13 protein-coding genes are annotated in these 15,712 nt (G+C 74.8%); 10 read left to right on the top strand and 3 right to left on the bottom strand.

The window, feature by feature from the left end; genetic code table 11:
* Positions 1 to 1,323: hypothetical protein (locus AB0C04_RS31185; protein WP_357061763.1), on the bottom strand; the 1,323-nt coding region annotated here is incomplete at its 3' end.
* On the opposite strand from AB0C04_RS31185, the gene AB0C04_RS31180 reads away from it, so the two are divergent.
* A complete protein-coding gene (locus AB0C04_RS31180; RefSeq protein ID WP_357061760.1) occupies positions 1,258 to 2,151 on the top strand; it encodes a Replicase polyprotein 1ab in 894 nt (297 codons plus the stop codon). The genes AB0C04_RS31185 and AB0C04_RS31180 overlap by 66 nt on opposite strands.
* Positions 2,148 to 3,167, top strand: a complete 1,020-nt coding sequence (locus tag AB0C04_RS31175; protein ID WP_357061757.1) for an HAD-IIA family hydrolase — start codon at positions 2,148 to 2,150, stop codon at positions 3,165 to 3,167. Before AB0C04_RS31180 ends, AB0C04_RS31175 begins: the two co-directional genes overlap by 4 nt.
* A gap of 91 nt (positions 3,168 to 3,258) precedes the next feature.
* Here the strand turns inward: AB0C04_RS31175 and AB0C04_RS31170 are convergent, their stop codons facing one another.
* Positions 3,259 to 3,597, bottom strand: coding sequence for an alkyl sulfatase C-terminal domain-containing protein (locus AB0C04_RS31170; protein ID WP_357061754.1), 339 nt, complete (start codon positions 3,595 to 3,597; stop codon positions 3,259 to 3,261).
* Between the two features lie 115 nt (positions 3,598 to 3,712).
* Between AB0C04_RS31170 and AB0C04_RS31165 the strand changes: the two genes are divergently transcribed.
* The 5 genes from AB0C04_RS31165 to AB0C04_RS31145 all read left to right on the top strand — a co-directional run bounded on the left by AB0C04_RS31165 (position 3,713) and on the right by AB0C04_RS31145 (position 10,566).
* Complete coding sequence (locus AB0C04_RS31165; RefSeq protein ID WP_357061751.1) at positions 3,713 to 4,405, top strand: hypothetical protein; 693 nt, start codon at positions 3,713 to 3,715, stop codon at positions 4,403 to 4,405.
* A gap of 112 nt (positions 4,406 to 4,517) precedes the next feature.
* On the top strand, positions 4,518 to 4,754 hold the full coding sequence (locus AB0C04_RS31160) for a hypothetical protein (protein WP_357061748.1): 237 nt from the start codon (positions 4,518 to 4,520) through the stop codon (positions 4,752 to 4,754).
* A gap of 16 nt (positions 4,755 to 4,770) precedes the next feature.
* The gene (locus AB0C04_RS31155) at positions 4,771 to 5,625 is read left to right on the top strand and encodes a TlyA family RNA methyltransferase (protein ID WP_357061746.1); all 855 of its coding nucleotides are present in this window, start codon (positions 4,771 to 4,773) and stop codon (positions 5,623 to 5,625) included.
* 82 nt (positions 5,626 to 5,707) lie between these two features.
* Positions 5,708 to 6,592, top strand: coding sequence for an NAD kinase (locus AB0C04_RS31150; RefSeq protein WP_350874529.1), 885 nt, complete (start codon positions 5,708 to 5,710; stop codon positions 6,590 to 6,592).
* Between the two features lie 251 nt (positions 6,593 to 6,843).
* Positions 6,844 to 10,566, top strand: coding sequence for a S8 family serine peptidase (locus AB0C04_RS31145; RefSeq protein ID WP_357061743.1), 3,723 nt, complete (start codon positions 6,844 to 6,846; stop codon positions 10,564 to 10,566).
* A gap of 46 nt (positions 10,567 to 10,612) precedes the next feature.
* On the opposite strand, the gene AB0C04_RS31140 is transcribed toward AB0C04_RS31145, so the two are convergent.
* A complete protein-coding gene (locus AB0C04_RS31140) occupies positions 10,613 to 11,596 on the bottom strand; it encodes a helix-turn-helix domain-containing protein (RefSeq protein ID WP_357061741.1) in 984 nt (327 codons plus the stop codon).
* 91 nt (positions 11,597 to 11,687) lie between these two features.
* Here AB0C04_RS31140 and recN point away from each other — a divergent pair, with 91 nt between their 5' ends.
* The 3 genes from recN (at position 11,688) to AB0C04_RS31125 (ending at position 15,710) form a co-directional block, all read left to right on the top strand.
* Positions 11,688 to 13,445: a DNA repair protein RecN gene (gene recN / locus AB0C04_RS31135; protein ID WP_357061739.1), complete on the top strand. Its 1,758-nt coding sequence runs from the start codon at positions 11,688 to 11,690 to the stop codon at positions 13,443 to 13,445.
* A 119-nt stretch (positions 13,446 to 13,564) separates the two neighbouring features.
* Positions 13,565 to 14,743, top strand: a complete 1,179-nt coding sequence (gene steA / locus AB0C04_RS31130) for a putative cytokinetic ring protein SteA (protein WP_350874533.1) — start codon at positions 13,565 to 13,567, stop codon at positions 14,741 to 14,743.
* Positions 14,744 to 14,771: 28 nt separating this feature from the next.
* Positions 14,772 to 15,710, top strand: coding sequence for a copper transporter (locus AB0C04_RS31125; protein WP_357061736.1), 939 nt, complete (start codon positions 14,772 to 14,774; stop codon positions 15,708 to 15,710).
* Positions 15,711 to 15,712: the final 2 nt, after the last annotated feature.

Genomic DNA, 15,712 nt, shown 5'->3' with positions numbered 1-15,712 from the left:
GGCGACCGTCGCGAGGGTGGATTCCGCGGTGGTGACCGTCGTGAGGGTGGCCAGGGCGGCGAGCGTCGCGAAGGCGGCTTCCGCGGCGGTAACCGTGAAGGTGGTTTCCGTGGTGGTGAGCGCCGCGAGGGTGGTTTCCGTGGTGGCGACCGTCGCGAGGGTGGATTCCGCGGTGGTGACCGTCGTGAGGGTGGCCAGGGCGGCGAGCGTCGCGAAGGCGGCTTCCGCGGCGGTAACCGCGAAGGTGGTTTCCGTGGTGGCGACCGTGACGGCGCGCCCCGCGAGGGTGGCTTCCGCGGCGGTGACCGCCGTGAAGGTGGTTTCCGTGGTGGTGAGCGCCGCGAGGGTGGCTTCCGCGGCGGTGATCGCGAGGGCGCACCGCGTGAGGGTGGCTTCCGCGGCGGTGACCGTCGCGAGGGTGGTTTCCGCGGTGGTGACCGTCGTGAGGGTGGCCAGGGCGGCGAGCGTCGCGAAGGCGGCTTTCGCGGCGGTAACCGCGAAGGTGGTTTCCGTGGTGACGACCGTGACGGCGCGCCCCGCGAGGGTGGCTTCCGCGGCGGTGACCGCCGTGAGGGCGGCTTCCGTGGCGGCGACCGTGACAGCGCACCGCGTGAGGGTGGCTTCCGGGGCGGTGACCGTCGTGAAGGCGGCTTCCGGGGCGGTGATCGTCGCGAGGGTGGTTTCCGTGATGGCGCACCGCGTGAGGGTGGCTTCCGCGGCGGTGACCGTCGTGAAGGCGGCTTCCGGGGCGGTGACCGTCGCGAGGGCGGTTTCCGTGGTGGCGACCGTGAGGGCGGCTACCGGTCGGGCCCGCCGCGCGAGGGTGGCTTCCGCGGCGGTGAGCGCCGCGAAGGTGGCTTCCGTAGTGGTGACCGTGAAGGCGGCTTCCGGGGCGGTGACCGTCGTGAAGGCGGCTTCCGCGGCGGTGACCGCCGCGAGGGTGGCTACCAGGGCGGTGCGCCCCGCGAGGGCGGCTTCCGTGGCGGCGAGCGCCGCGAGGGTGGCTACCGCGGCGGTGACCGCGAGGGCGGTTTCCGTGGCGGCGAGCGGCCGCGCCGGGACGACCGGGGCTTCGACGACCGCCGGCGCGAAGGCGGCTTCGGTGACCGGCGCCGCGAGGATGAGCGCGGAGCGCGTCCGGAGCGGGCGGGCGAGGGCGGTACGGCCCCCGCGTTGCCGGACGAGATCGTCGCGACCGACCTGGACAAGGACGTCCGCGCCGAGCTGCTGTCGCTGGCCAAGCCGGTCGCGGACTCCGTGGCCCGGCACCTCGTGGCGACCGGTCAGCTGATCGACGAGGACCCGGCCGAGGCGCTGGCGCACGCGCTGGCCGCCCGACGGCTGGCGTCCCGGATCTCGGCGGTGCGGGAAGCCGTCGGCCTGGCCGCGTACCACGCCGGCGAGTGGCAGACCGCCATCGCCGAGCTGCGGACGTACCACCGGATGACCGGCCTCCAGAGCCACCTGGCGGTGCTGGCCGACTGCGAGCGCGCGCTCGGGCGGCCGGAGCGGGCCATCGACCTGTTCCGCGGCGCGGACCGGGACGCGCTCGACCAGGCCGTCGCCATCGAGCTGCTGATCGTCGCCGCCGGGGCGCGCGGGGACCTCGGCCAGAAGGACGCCGCGGTCGCCATGCTCCAGGTCCGCGAGCTGACCACCGACGCGGCCGAGCCGTGGACGGCCCGGCTCCGCTACGCGTACGCCGACGCGCTGCTCGCGGTCGGCCGGCGCGAGGAGGCCCGGGAGTGGTTCGCTCGCGCCTCCGAGGTGGACACCGAGAGTGAGACCGACGCCGCCGAGCGGCTGCTGGAACTCGACGGGGTGGTCATCGAGGGCGACGACGAGGACGAGGAGCCGGTGGAGGAGATCGCCGCCGGTCCGGGTACGCCCGGCACCGTGCCGGCCCGCCCGGACACCGACCTCGTCAGCGACGACGCCGAGCCGGACGCGCCCGCCGACGTGCTCCCGGAGGCGGCCGACGACGACGCATCCGATGATGACGACGACGCATCCGATGACGATGCTGACCTGAAGACGGTGACCCGTGACGACGCGCTCGGCAGCGGCGGGGCGGACGACCCCGACCTGACCGTGCGCGCCGGAGCGGACGCTCCGGCGGGCCACGACGAGACGGGCCCGGTCGCCCGGTGACCACTGACGCCGGGGCGCGGCTGGTCGACGGGTACGCCCAGGTCGTCTTCGACCTGGACGGTGTGATCTACCTGATCGACCGGCCGATCCCCGGCGCGGTCGAGGCGGTCGGCCGCCTGCACACCGAGGGCCGGGCGGTCGCGTACGCGACGAACAACGCCTCCCGCCGGTCGAGCGAGGTGGCCGACCTGCTCAGCGGGATGGGCGTGCCGGCCCGGCGCGAGGAGGTGCTGACCTCCGCGGCGGCCGCCGCCGAGCTGCTCCGGGACCGGCTGCCGGCCGGCGCCCCCGTGCTGGTGGTCGGCGCCGAGGCGTTGCGGGCGGAGATCGCCGCGGTCGGCCTCAGCCCGGTCGACCGGGCCGACGAGAAGCCGCACGCGGTGGTGCAGGGGTACGGGCCGCAGGTCGGCTGGACCCACCTGGCCGAGGCGACCGTCGCGGTCCGCGGTGGCGCCACCTGGATCGCCACCAACACCGACCGCACCCTGCCCAGCGGGCGGGGACCGCTGCCCGGCAACGGTGCCCTGGTCGCCGTGCTGCGCACCGCGCTCGGCCGCGAGCCGGACGTCGTGGTCGGCAAGCCCGAACCGGAGCTCTTCGCCACCGCCGCCCGCCGGATCGACGACGGTCGGACCCTGGTGGTCGGGGACCGGCTGGACACCGACATCGAGGGCGCCCGCCGGGCCGGGCTGGACAGTCTGCTCGTGCTCACCGGCGTCAGCGACGTACCCGAACTGCTCGCCGCCGAGCCGGCCCGCCGCCCCACCTTCGTCGCGCACGACCTGGCCGGGCTCTTCGATCCGGCGGCCGTGGTGCGGGTACCGGGCCCGGCGGACGCCGGGGGCTGGTCGGTGGCCGCCCGCGACGGCGGTCTGGAGCTGACCGGCGCGGGACGGCCGCTGGACGCTCTCGCCGCGCTCTGCGCGGCGGCCTGGTCGGCGCCGGCGGTCCCACCGATCCGCGCCGGCTCACCGGACGCCACCCGGGCGCTGACCGCGCTCGGCCTCGCGACCTGAGCACGGCCCCCGGGCGCTGACCGCGCTCGCCGTCGCGACCTGAGCACCATCAAACCGAGCGCCGACGCGCTCGGCTCAGTCTGCCCGCGACTCAGAGCAGCTTGCGCAGCTTCATCAGGTCGAACGGGTTCGCCTTGATCGACACCCGGCGGGACGCGACCGCGCGGGCGATGTCGAGATCGCCCGCGACCAGCGCGACCAGGTCGTCGCTGCTGGTGCTCAGCGCGATCTTGGCTTTCGGGTCGTCGCCGTCGGTCAGGTCGAGCAGCCGGCCGTCGGCGATCCGGCCGTGGAACGCGGTCTCCAGGTCGGTGATCCGGCAGGCGAGCGTCCGATCCAGGTCGACGCGCTCGCGCACCGTCGCGGCGTTGCTGTCGAGCCGGGCGGCTAGCTCCTGCAACGCCTGCCGACACTCGTCCACGCTGGCCACTCGCCGCCTCCTCGCCCCACGCCACGCCGTCCCCGGCACCGTACCGCACAGGCCGGTCCCGGGTGCCCGGTAGCGTGACACCTGCACACCCCCCGCCCCGCGGAAGGACTCAGGCATGCAGGACGCGTGGCGCGCCTACCTCGAGCTGGCCATGGGCCTGACGGAGGCGCCCCGGAAGAAGGCCCAGGACGTGGTCCGCCGACTCGTCGGGTCGGGCGGCGCGACCGCCGCGCAGCTCCAGGCGCTCGGCGAGGAGCTCGTCTCCACCAGCGCGGCGAACCGGGAGGCGCTGACCAAGCTCGTCCGGTTCGAGGTCGACCGGGCGCTCGGCGCGGTCGGGCTCGCCACCGCCGAGGAGGTCGCCGAACTGACCCGCCGGGTGCAGGAGCTGGACCGGCAGCTGCGCGAGGCCCGGGCCGCGGGTACGCCCAGCGTCGCCGCGCCGGCCGCCACCGCGCCGCAGGCCGCTGCGGAGGCACCGGCCGGGCCGCGGCGCGCCCCCGCCCCGGTGACCGCCGCACAGACCGGTCCGAAACCGGCGGCGGAGCCGAGCACCGGCCCGGGTCCGGTGCCGTCCACCGAGTCGCTCGGCGCCCCGGTCTCCGCGCCGCCGGCCAAGAAGGCCGTGGCGAAGAAGGCTGTCGCGAAGAAGGCCGTCGCAAAGAAGGCGGTGGCCAAGAAGGCCGAGCCCGGCAAGGCGGTGGCACGCAAGTCGCCGGCCGCGCTCACCCCCACCGGCGGGGACGCCGAGCCGGCCCGGCCGCCGCAGAAGGTGGCCCGCAAGCAGCAGCCGGGCGGTGCCGAGTGACCCGCCCGACCTCCCGGGGCCGGTCGTGACCGGTCCGCTCCACCCGGGCCCACCGCCGGCCGGCCGCCCCGGCCCACCGCCGTCGACCCGTCCTGGCCCGCAGCCTGGTGGCATGCCCGCAGCCCGGCCCGCGCCGCCGCCCGGTGTGCGACCCGGCCCACCGTCCGGTGGAAGTGCGTCCTCTTCGGCGCTCGGCGACGACCTGGACGACCGGGGGCACCCGGCAGTCGACGCGGCCGTCCAAGCGATGATCAACGCGGCGTCGCTCGCCCCGGCCGATCAGATCGCCCAGTACGAGGCGGCCTACCAGACGCTGCGCGAGACCCTCGCCACCATCGACCAGTCCTGAGACCGGAGAACCACCCATGGCACGTCGCAACCGGCTGGACGCCGAGCTCGTCCGCCGCGGCCTGGCCCGCTCCCGGGAGCAGGCCGCCGCGCTGGTGGAGGCCGGCCGGGTCCAGCTGCGCGGAGTGCAGGCTCGCAAGCCGGCCGCGATGGTCGACCCCGCCGACCCGCTGCTGGTCACCGGCGAGGACCCGAGTTCCGAGTACGTCTCCCGGGGCGGGCACAAGCTGGCCGGCGCGCTGGCGGCGTTCGGCGGGCTGCCGGTCACCGGCCGGCGCTGCCTGGACGCCGGCGCGTCGACCGGCGGCTTCACCGACGTGCTGCTGCGCGCCGGTGCGGCCGAGGTGGTCGCGGTGGACGTCGGCTACGGGCAGCTCGCGTGGCCGCTGCGTACCGACGAGCGGGTGCGGGTGCACGAGCGCACCAATGTCCGCTCGCTCACCCCGGAGACCATCGGCGGGCCGGTCGACCTGACCGTCGCCGACCTGTCGTTCATCTCGCTGCGGCTGGTGCTCCCGGCGCTTGCCGGCTGCACCCGCGCCGACGGTGATCTGGCGCTGATGGTGAAGCCGCAGTTCGAGGTCGGCAAGGAACGGGTGGGCACCGGCGGGGTGGTCCGCGACCCGGAGTTGCGCGCCGAGGCGGTGCTCGACGTGGCCGCGGCCGCCGAGCAGCTCGGGCTGGGCCTGGCCGACGTGGCCGCCAGCCCGCTGCCGGGGCCGAGCGGCAACGTCGAGTTCTTCGTATGGTTACGCCGGGACGCGTCGCCGGCCGATCCGCAACGGGTGCGGGCGGTGGTCGCGGCCGGGCCGGAGGGCCCCACGACGTCCGGCGCGGTGCCGGGCTCGGCGGCGGAGGAGGTCGCAGGGTGAGCGCGAGGAGCGGGCGTTGCACGGCGGGCGCGGACCGGCCGGTCGCCGGCCGGCGGTGCGCCGCGACCCGAGGGCGGGCCCGGTGAGCCGGACCGCTCTGCTGGTCACCCACACCGGCCGGCGACGCAGCACCGAGCACGCCCGGGCGGTGGCCGGCGACCTGATCGCGGCCGGTTTCGAGGTACGCGTGGTGGCCGAGGAGGCCGACGACCTCGACCTGCCCGGCGTCGTTCCGGTGACCGGGCTGGAGGCCGCCGACGGGGCCGAGATCGTCTTCGCGCTCGGCGGAGACGGCACCTTCCTGCGGGCGGCGGAGCTGGCCCGGCCGGCCAAGGCGCCGCTGCTCGGCATCAACCTCGGCAAGGTCGGCTTCCTCGCCGAGGCCGAGATCGGCGACCTGGACAGCGCGGTACGCGACGTGGTCTCGCGCAACTACACCGTCGACGAGCGGCTCACCCTCGACGTCACCGCCGAGTTCGACGGCGGGCCGACGATCGAGTCCTGGGCGCTCAACGAGATCAGCGTCGAGAAGGGGGAGCGGGCCCAGATGCTCGAGCTCCTCGTCGACGTGGACGGCCGGCCGCTGTCCCGGTACGGCTGCGACGGGGTGGTCTGCGCCACCCCCACCGGTTCCACCGCGTACGCGTTCTCCGGCGGCGGGCCGGTGGTCTGGCCGGAGGTGGAGGCGCTGCTGCTGGTGCCGATCAGCGCGCACGCGCTGTTCAGCCGGCCGCTGGTGACCGCGCCGACGTCGACCTTCGTGATCACCGTGGACCCGTTCACCACCCTCGCGGTGCTCTCCTGCGACGGGCGGCGGGTCTACGACCTGCCGCCGGGCGCCCGGGTGACGGTGCGCCGGGGCGCGCTGCCGGTGCGGATCGTCCGGCTGCGCGACCGGCCGTTCACCGACCGGTTGGTGGCCAAGTTCGGGTTGCCGGTGCACGGCTGGCGCGGCTCGCGGCGCTGACCCACCCGCGCCGCCCGACCGGCGCCGATCGTGCTCCGGCGCGGACCCGGCGAGGGCCCCGAAGACACCACGATCTCGGCGGTAACCTGCCGGACATTTGCAGGTCCGTCAGGTGCCCGCCGGATGTCCACCTGGCGACATGTCGCCGGTGCGGCGGGCCGCAGCTAGTGACCGTGCAGTGATCTGCGCCGCAAACTCCGATCGGTCGATCTTTACCAGAGACCGGCCCCTGGAGTAGAGGAGCGCATCGCATGCACAGGCCCCCTCGCTGGCTCACCGCCGGCGCGGTCGGCGCGTTGGTCGTCGGACTCGCCGCACCGGCGTCCGCCGACCCGTCCGCCCGGCCCACTGGCCCTACCCCGGCCACGCCCGCCCCGGGCACCGCGCCCGTCCACATCACCCTGATCACCGGCGACCAGGTCGACCTCGTCCAGGCGGCGCCCGGCCGGGTCGCCGCCACCGTCCGCCCCGGCCCCGGCCGCGAGCGGATCATCTTCCACACCGTCGAGGCCGACGGCGGGCTGCGGGTGCTGCCCAGCGACGTCGTGCCGTACCTCTCCGCCGGGGTGCTCGACCCCGACCTGTTCGACGTGCAGGAGCTGGCCGCCGACGGGTACGGCGACGCCGCGCAGGGCTCGCTGCCGCTGATCGTCCGCTACCAGGAGCCGGCGGCCGGTCGGGTCCGGCCGCTCGCCGGCGCCACCGACGCCCGGCCGCTGGAGAGCATCAACGGCGCGGCGCTGCGGGTCGGCAAGGGCGACCTCGGCGGCCTGTGGACGACGTTGCGCGCCAACCCGCAGGCCCGTACCGCCGGTTCGCCGGCCCGGCTCGGCGCCGGCGTCGCCCGGATCTGGCTGGACGGGAAGGTCCGCCCGGCGTTGGAGCACAGCGTGCCGCAGATCGGCGCTCCGGCGGCCTGGGCCGCCGGGCGGGACGGCAAGGGCGTCCGGGTCGCGGTGCTCGACACCGGCGTCGACTCGACGCACCCGGACCTGGCCGGTCGGATCGCCGAGGCGCAGGACTTCTCCGGCAGCGGCAGCGCCCGCGACGGGCACGGCCACGGCACCCACGTGGCGGCAACCATCGCCGGCAGCGGCGCCGCCTCCGACGGGTTGCGCAAGGGCGTCGCCCCCGGCGCGCAGCTGCTGGTCGGCAAGGTGCTCGACGACGGCGGCTCCGGCTACAGCTCGTCCATCATCGCGGGCATGGAGTGGGCCGCCCACTCCGGCGCGAAGGTGGTCAGCATGAGCCTCGGCGGCTCCGCGAGCGACGGCACCGACCCGATGAGCCAGGCGGTCAACGACCTGACCGCCGAGACCGGTGCGCTCTTCGTCATCGCCGCCGGCAACGAGGGCACGCCGCGTTCCGTCGGCTCGCCGGGCGCGGCCACCGCGGCGCTCACGGTCGGCGCGGTGGACCGCGACGACAACCTCGCCGACTTCTCCAGCCGCGGCCCGCGGCTCGGCGACAACGGCCTGAAGCCGGAGATCACCGCGCCGGGCGTCGGCATCATCGCCGCCCGCGCCGCCGGCACCACCATGGGTACGCCGGTGGGCGACGCGTACACGACCGCGTCCGGTACCTCGATGGCCACCCCGCACGTCGCCGGCGCGGCCGCGATCCTCGCCCAGGACCACCCGGACTGGACCGCCGGCAAGCTCAAGGACGCGCTGGTCAGCACCACCAAGGCCAACCCGGAGCTGACCGTCTTCGAGCAGGGCGGCGGCCGGGTCGACGTGGCCCGGGCGCTCAGCCAGCGGGTGTACGGCTCGGCCACCGCCGACTTCGGTCGAATCTCCACCGGCGGCGCGACGGTCGAGCGGAGCGTCACGTACACCAACGGCACCACGGCCCCGCAGACCCTGCGGTTGGCCCTGGACCTGCGGAACCTGGACAGTGGGGCGGCCGAGCCCGACGGGGTCACCGTCGGCGGCGGCGAGGTGACCGTGCCGGCGGGCGGCAGCGTGGCCGTGCCGCTGCGCGCGGATCCGGCGAAGCTGGCCCGCGGCCCGCACGGCGGGTGGCTGGTGGCCACCGGCGCGGACGGCGTCGCGGTGCGTACCGCCGTCGGGCTCACCCTGAGCGGCCCGGTGCACACGGTCACCGTGAAGGTGCTGGACCTGCAGGGGCAGCCGGGCCTGGCGCCGGTGCTCACCCTCTTCGGTGAGCAGCCCGAGTCCGACTTCATCGGCTGGGTCGGCGGCGAGACGCAGGTGCAGGTCGAGGAGGGCCCGTACCTGGTCGAAGCGCTGATCGAGCACGGCGCGCCGCTGGACGAGCAGATCACCCTGGCGACCGACCCGGAGCTGATGGTCACCCGCGACGTCACCGTGGTGCTCGATCCCCGCAAGGGCACGCCGGTGCGGATCGAGACGCCGAAGCCGGCCGAGCAGCGAGCCGCGATCAGCTTCTACGAGCACCGGATCTTCGGCAACGGCCGGCAGGTCGACCACGGCGTGATGACCTTCAGCACCATCCAGCAGGTCAACGTCACGCCGACCCGCGCGGTGCGTCAGGGCGAGTTCGAGTTCTCCTCGCGCTGGCAGCTGGTCGCCCCGATGGTGGACGCCAAGATCAGCGGGGTGTCCGGTCCGCTGGACATCAACCTGATGGGCCACTCGCCGGCGCCGACCGGCCGGCAGAAGCTGCCGCTGGTCTGGGCCGGCACCGGCACCCCCGCCGAGCTGACCCGGGTGCGCGGCGCCGCGGCGCTGCTGGTCACCAACCCGGACGCCTCCGAGGAGGAGCAGATCGCGGCGGCCGCGGCGGCCGGTGCGAAGTCGGTGCTCATCGTCCGGCCGGCGGACCAGAGCGCGTGGACGGTCTGGACCCCGGAGGGGGACCGGCTGCCCGTCCCCGCGCTGGCGGTGGCGAACGACGACGGCCAGCCGTTGATCGCGGCGGCCCGCAAGGGTCGGGCGACGATTGACCTGACGCTGACCGTCGACAGCCCCTACCTGTACGACGTGTGGCAGGTCTCGAAGGGCCGGGTGCCGGAGCGCATCGTGCACACGGTCACCGCGAAGAACACCGCCGAGGTGACCGCCCACTACGGCGACGTCGGCGGCTCGGAGTGGGCCACCGAGCAGCGGTTCGGCTGGCGTCCGTGGCAGGAGACCTCCTGGAACGACGACCAGCGGCTGGTGCGTACCGGCACCACCCGGCAGGAGCTCGTCAGCGCCGGGGACGCCTGGTGGCAGCACCGGGTCCTGCACCGGGTGACCTGGTCCTGGGGTCGGCTGCTCGGCGGGCTCACCCAGCAGCCCCGGCGCTACGCCGCCGACGACCGGGACACCGAGAGCTGGCACGCCCCGGTGATCCGGCCGGCCGTGCCGGCCGGCGGCGCGGTTCCGGTGCCGACCCGTACCGGGGACAACCTCGACCTGCGGGTGGCCGAGTTCGTCGACGCCGAGGGCAACTACAGTCCGGCCGGCGGCGGCGAGGAGGCGGACACCGTCGAGGCCCGGCTCAGCCGCGACGGGAAGCAGATCGCCGACCTCTCCGGCGGTTGGGCGCCGGTGCCCACCACCGCGGAGTCGGCCCGCTACCGGCTGGACCTGGCCACGCGGCGCTCCTCGGACGAGTGGCGCTACGCCACCCGTACCGAGACGGCCTGGCAGTTCACCTCGGCCCGCCCGGCCGGGGACGCGGCCAAGCCGCTGCCGCTGCTCCAGGTCGACTACCAGGTCCCCGCCGACCTGCGCGGTGAGGTGCGGGGCGGCACGTCGCACAAGCTCGGGCTGACCCTGCGCCAGCCGACCGGCGTCTCGGCGCCGACCGGCACCAGCCTGCGGGTCGAGGTGTCGTTCGACGGCGGGAAGAAGTGGCGGTCGGTGCCGGTGCACGGCTCCGGCACCCGGTTCACCGCCACGGTGCCGGCCGGCCGCGGCGCGGTGTCGCTGCGGGTGCACGCCGGCGACCGGGCCGGCAACACCGTCGACCAGACCGTGATCGACGCGTACGGGCTGCGCTGACGCACACGGGGCGGGGCGGCCGTCGGCCGTCCCGCCCCCTCGCGGTTCAGATCCAGCCGCGCCGGGCGACCTGGAAGGCCAGCCCGGGCCGGGTGTCCACGCCGGCGACCGCCATCAGGTCGGCGAGCCGGCGCTGCACGGTACGCCGGCTCACCCCCAGCTGCGAGGCGATGGACTTGTCCGGCACCCCGGCCACGAAGAGCGACAGCAGCCGGGCCTCGTCGGCGTCCGGCCGGTAGCCCTCGGCGCTCCGGTCGACCGGCGGGACGGACGACCGCAGCGGCGTCGCCATCAACCAGTGACTCTCGAAGAGGGCGAGCAGCGCGTCGAGCAGTTGACTGCGGCCGATCACCGCGGCGCTCGGCTCACCGTCGCCGGGCTTCGGCACCAGCGGGCAGACCGCCGTCCGGCCGTCCACGATGGCCAGCCGGACCGGCAGCCGGTCGAGGACCCGGGCCTGCTCACCGGCGCGTACGCCCTGCTCGACGTCGGCCAGCGCGCCCGGCTCGAGGAGCATCTCGCGTTCGTAGATGGCCCGGTAGCGGACCCCGCGGGACAGCGCGTCGAACTCCTCGACGTTCTCCTGACCGAGCATCGCCAGCGGGCTCGCCCGACAGAACCAGAGCACCTCGACCCGGGCGGCGTTCTGCAGGTCACGCAGGCGCTCGCGCAGCGCATGCGCGCCGGTGATCACCTCGACCAGGTGGTCGACGTCGTGCCGGCGCATCCCGGCCCGGTAGTCCTCGGTGAGCTGGGTGACCGCCGCGCGGGCCGCCTCCAACGCCTCCTGCCGGCGCAGCAACGCCCCACCGAGCGCCACGTCCGGGGCCAGCGGCCGCAGCGGCGCGTCCGGTTCCGGCCCGGTCGGCAGTACCAAGCCCTTCGCGCGCAGCGCGTCGAGCTGGGCGACGATCTCCGCGCGGGGGCGGCGCAGCCGCTCGGTCAGCTCCTCGACCCGCGCCGTGGTGAGCTGCACCAGGCTGCGGTAGAGGTCCTCCTCGCCTGCGGTCAGGCCGATCACGTCCAACACGGGGCTGAACTGTACGACGCCGCCGTCCGGAGCACGACGCACCCCGCGTCGGCTGGTCAACTGTCGGGCCTCGCGTCTACTGTCGGTTGCTGTGCTGGAAGAGCTGCGCATCACCGGACTGGGCGTCATCGAGGACACCACCCTGCCGCTGACCGGCGGGATGAACGTCATCACCGGCGAGACCGGTGCGGGCAAGACCATGGTGGTGACCGGCCTCGGCCTGCTCTTCGGCGGCCGGGCCGACGCCGGGCGGGTGCGCGCCCAGCCCGGCCGGGCGATGGTGGAGGGGCGGCTGCGCCTGGCCGGCCGGGTGGCCGAGACGGTGCACGCCCGGATCAGCGACGCCGGCGGCGAGCCCGACGAGGACGGCTCGCTGCTGCTGAGCCGCACGGTCACCGTCGAGGGCCGGTCCCGGGCGCACCTGGGCGGCCGGAGCATGCCGGTGTCGATGCTCGGCGAGGTCGGCGAGCAGGCGGTCGCGGTGCACGGGCAGTCCGACCAGCTGCGGCTGCTGCGCCCGGCCGAGCAGCGGGCCGCGCTGGACCGGTTCGCCGGGCCGGAGCACGAGAAGCTGCTCGACGCGTTGCGTGAGGCCTACACGGGCTGGCGGCGGGTGGTCGACGACCTGACCGACCGGCGGCGCAACGCCCGCGAGCGTAACCAGGAGGCCGACCTGCTGCGGCTGGGCCTGGACGAGATCACCCGGGTCGACCCGCAGCCGGGCGAGGACGACGACCTGCGCGCCGAGGCGCAGCGGCTGGAGCACGCCGAGGGGCTGCGTACCGCGGCGCAGCTCGCCCAGCAGTGCGTGGCCGGCGGTGCGGAGGCGGCCGACGACACCCCCGACGCGAGCACCCTGCTCGGCGCCGCCCGGCGCACCCTCGAGGCGCAGACCGGCACCGACCCGGCCCTGGGCGAGCTGGCGGCCCGGCTCGAGGAGGCGGCGACCCTGGTCACCGATGTCTCCGCCGAGCTGTCGGCCTACCTCGCCACGCTCGACGCCGACCCGGCCCGGCTGCAGGCCGTCTACGAGCGGCGGGCCGCGCTGCGCGGGCTGACCCGCAAGTACGCCGACGACGTCGACGGGGTGATCGCCTGGGCCGAGCGGGCCCGCACCCGACTGTCCGAGCTGGACACCTCCGACGACCTGCTGGACGAGCTGGACCGCGAGGGGCAGCGGCTGGCCGCCGAGGTGGCCGAGCTGGCCGGTCGGGTGTCGGCGTCCCGCCAGGAGGCGGCGGTCCGGTTCGCCGAGCAGGTCACCGTCGAGCTGGCCGGGCTGGCCATGCCGCACGCCCGCATCGATGTGGCGGTGCTGCCCCGGCCGGCCGGCCGGGCCGAGCCGACGCTTGCCGTGGGCGGCGTCGAGGTGGGCGTCGGTCCCGACGGCGGCGACGAGGTCGAGCTGCGGTTGCTGGCCCATCCGGGCGCGCCGGCGCTGCCGCTGCAGCGGGGGGCCTCCGGCGGTGAGCTGTCCCGGGTGATGCTCGCGATCGAGGTGGTCTTCGCCGGCTCCGGCGGCCCGCCCACCCTGGTCTTCGACGAGGTCGACGCCGGCGTCGGCGGTCAGGCGGCGGTGGAGATCGGGCGCCGGCTGGCCCGCCTCGCCCGCAGCCACCAGGTGCTGGTGGTCACCCACCTGCCGCAGGTCGCCGCGTTCGCCGACCGGCATCTGGTGGTGGCGAAGGACACCGGTGGGGCGGTGACCACGAGCGGGGTCCGGGTGGTGGAGGACACCGAGCGCGCCCGGGAGCTGGCCCGGATGCTCGCGGGTTTGCCCGACTCGGATCTGGGTATCGCACACGCCGAGGAGCTTCTGGCCGTGGCCGCCAAGGAAAGGCGGTCGTGACCGCCGGTATTGTGAGCGCAAGCACACCAGCCTGCGCTCCGGTGTGCTTCCCTGGGTAGGCGGCCCTGCTCAGGCATGTCGCGACAGAAATGCCTGCCTCACATGCCAGGATGGTCACGATGCGTCTACCCACGTTGCGCCGGACCCGGAACGCGGTACCGGGTGTTCTCCTCGGCACCGCGCGCCTCGATCGCCGGACGAAACGCCTGGTCGGCCGGCTGCGCCCCGGTGACATCGCGGTGATCGACCACGTCGACCTGGACCGGGTCGCGGCGGATTCTCTGGTCGCCGTCGGTGTCGCGGCGGTACTCAACGCGAAGCCGTCGGTCTCCGGCCGCTATCCGAACCTCGGTCCGGAGGTGCTGGTCGGCGCGGGCATTCCGCTCCTGGACGACCTGGGCGAGGGGGTCTTCGAGCGGATCCGCGAGGGCGACACCGTGCGGATCGAGGGCAACACGGTCTACGTCGGTGACGAGCCGGTCGCGCACGGCAACCTCCAGGACGCCGAGACGGTGGCCAAGTCCATGGCCGACGCCCGGGAGGGGCTCTCGGTCCAGTTGGAGGCGTTCGCCGCCAACACCATGGACTACCTCAAGCAGGAGCGCGACCTGCTGCTCGACGGCGTGGGCGTGCCGGAGATCGAGACCCAGATCCAGGGGCGGCACTGCCTGATCGTGGTCCGCGGCTACGACTACAAGGCCGACCTGGACGTGCTGCGCCCCTACATCCGGGAGTTCAAGCCGGTGCTGATCGGCGTCGACGGCGGCGCCGACGCGCTGGTCGAGGCGGGCTACACCCCCGACATGATCATCGGTGACATGGACTCGGTCACCGACGACGTGCTGCGCTGCGGCGCCGAGGTGATCGTGCACGCCTACCCGGACGGTCGGGCGCCCGGGCTGCCCCGGGTGACCGGGCTCGACGTCCCGGCGGTGCTCTTTCCGGCCGCCGCGACCAGCGAGGATCTCGCCATGCTGCTGGCCGACGAGAAGGGCGCCTCGCTGCTGGTCGCCGTCGGCACCCACGCCACCCTGGTGGAGTTCCTCGACAAGGGCCGCGGCGGCATGGCCTCGACGTTCCTCACCCGGCTCAAGGTCGGCGGCAAGCTGGTCGACGCCAAGGGCGTGAGCCGGCTCTACCGGCAGAGCATCTCCGGCTCCTCGCTGCTGCTGCTGGTGCTCTCGGCGGTCGCCGCGATGGCCTCCGCGGTGGCCGTCTCCACGGTCGGGAAGGCATACCTGGGCGTGGTCTCCGAGTGGTGGGACAATTTCGTGTTCCAGCTGGGCCAGCTCTTCTAGCTCCCCCGACGATCAAGAGGCTGCAAGCGTGATCAACTTTCGGTACCACGTGGTGTCGCTGACCGCGGTGTTCCTGGCCCTGGCCATCGGGCTGGTGGTCGGCACGGCCGCCCTCAACGGTCCGGTGGCCGACTCGCTCAAGGAGCAGGTCACCGCGCTGCGCAAGGACAACCAGCAGATGCGCCAGACGGTCAACAACGTCGAGAAGCAGCTGGAGTCGGAGGAGGCCTTCGCGGCCGAGATCTCCCAGGTCGTCCTGCCTGGCAAGCTCACCGGCCGCCGGGTGCTGGTGCTCAGCCTCCCCACCGGGCGCGACCAGACCGAGGGCGTGCTCAAGATGCTCCAGATGGCCGGGGCGGACGTCACCGGCCGGGTCGACCTGCAGGACAAGCTCATCAACCCGGACAACAACAACAACCTGCTCGAGCTGGCGGTCACCGCCGCCCGCCCGACCAGCGCGCAGACCACCGGCCTGCCCGGCAACGGGCACGGCGTGGAGACCTCCAGTGCCCTGCTGGCCAGCGTGCTGCTGGACCGGCCGGGCGTCGCCCCGGTCAGCGAGGCCGACCGGCGGGCGGTGCTCGCCGCCTACACCAACGCCGGCTACCTCACCACCGAGGACCGGGTCACCGGCCCGGCCGAGGCGGTCGTGGTGGTCAGCGGCCAGCCGTACGTCGACAAGGACTCCGCCAAGAAGGACGAGTCGGTGGTCAAGATCGCCGAGCAGTTCGACCGGACCGGCGCCATCGTGGTCGGCGGCAACGGCTCGGCCGGCGGCAACCTGGTGGCGATCGTGCGCGGTGACCCGGTGCTCTCGCAGACCATCTCCACCGTCGACAACGCCAACACCATCCAGGGCCAGCTGGTCACCACGCTCGCGCTGGTGCAGCAGCTCACCGAGAAGAAGGCCGGCCAGTACGGCGTCGGCGACAACGTCGCGTCGCTGCTGCCTAAACTGCCCCAGTGAGC

Origin of the sequence: Micromonospora sp. NPDC048909, assembly GCF_040649635.1 — a bacterium.
Classification (GTDB): Bacteria; Actinomycetota; Actinomycetes; order Mycobacteriales; family Micromonosporaceae; genus Micromonospora.
Note: the sequence above shows the minus strand (reverse complement) of the source record. Positions and strands in the feature narration are given on the sequence as shown.

Bases quoted from the DNA above. Each gene is read 5' to 3' on its own strand.
- AB0C04_RS31165 (WP_357061751.1), top strand. From the start codon at position 3,713: ATGCAGGACGCGTGGCGCGCCTACCTCGAGCTGGCCATGGGCCTGACG.
- AB0C04_RS31160 (WP_357061748.1), top strand. From the start codon at position 4,518: ATGCCCGCAGCCCGGCCCGCGCCGCCGCCCGGTGTGCGACCCGGCCCA.
- AB0C04_RS31155 (WP_357061746.1), top strand. From the start codon at position 4,771: ATGGCACGTCGCAACCGGCTGGACGCCGAGCTCGTCCGCCGCGGCCTG.
- AB0C04_RS31145 (WP_357061743.1), top strand. From the start codon at position 6,844: ATGCACAGGCCCCCTCGCTGGCTCACCGCCGGCGCGGTCGGCGCGTTG.
- steA (WP_350874533.1), top strand. From the start codon at position 13,565: ATGCGTCTACCCACGTTGCGCCGGACCCGGAACGCGGTACCGGGTGTT.